The sequence below is a fragment of the Liquorilactobacillus ghanensis DSM 18630 genome, assembly GCF_001435235.1.
GTDB classification, from domain to species: domain Bacteria; phylum Bacillota; class Bacilli; order Lactobacillales; family Lactobacillaceae; genus Liquorilactobacillus; species Liquorilactobacillus ghanensis.
The window spans coordinates 1-319 of sequence record NZ_AZGB01000019.1; the positions used below are offsets into that span (position 1 = coordinate 1).

General features: G+C 40.1%; 1 protein-coding gene. It reads right to left on the reverse strand.

Translation table 11 applies throughout. The annotated features are described in order from the left end of the window. Positions 1-22: 22 nt before the first annotated feature. Positions 23-283, reverse strand: a complete 261-nt coding sequence (locus FC89_RS09180; RefSeq protein ID WP_057871300.1) for a transposase — start codon at positions 281-283, stop codon at positions 23-25. Between the last annotated feature and the right edge of the window lie 36 nt (positions 284-319).

A 319-nucleotide genomic window follows, 5' to 3' on the forward strand; every position in this document is an offset into this window, starting at 1 on the left:
GCTGACTGCCAATCTTTGATGCTTACTTTTTTGCGAATATGGTTAAGGCTTTTTTTAGGATATCGTTCTCACTTTCCAGCTTGGCAATTCTTGCCTGCATTTCTAACAATTCGGCCTTGGAGGCTCCGGTATCATCATCTTTCTTGTACAAATCATTCCATTTATAAATGGTGGCACTGGCAATCCCATATTCGCTGGTAAGATCAGTGACTGATGTCCCGCTTTCATACAGCTGAACGATCATCTTCTTGAATTCGACAGAATATTTCTTCCTTTTGCTCATAAGACACGATCCTCTCTAGTAGAAATTCTACCAAAT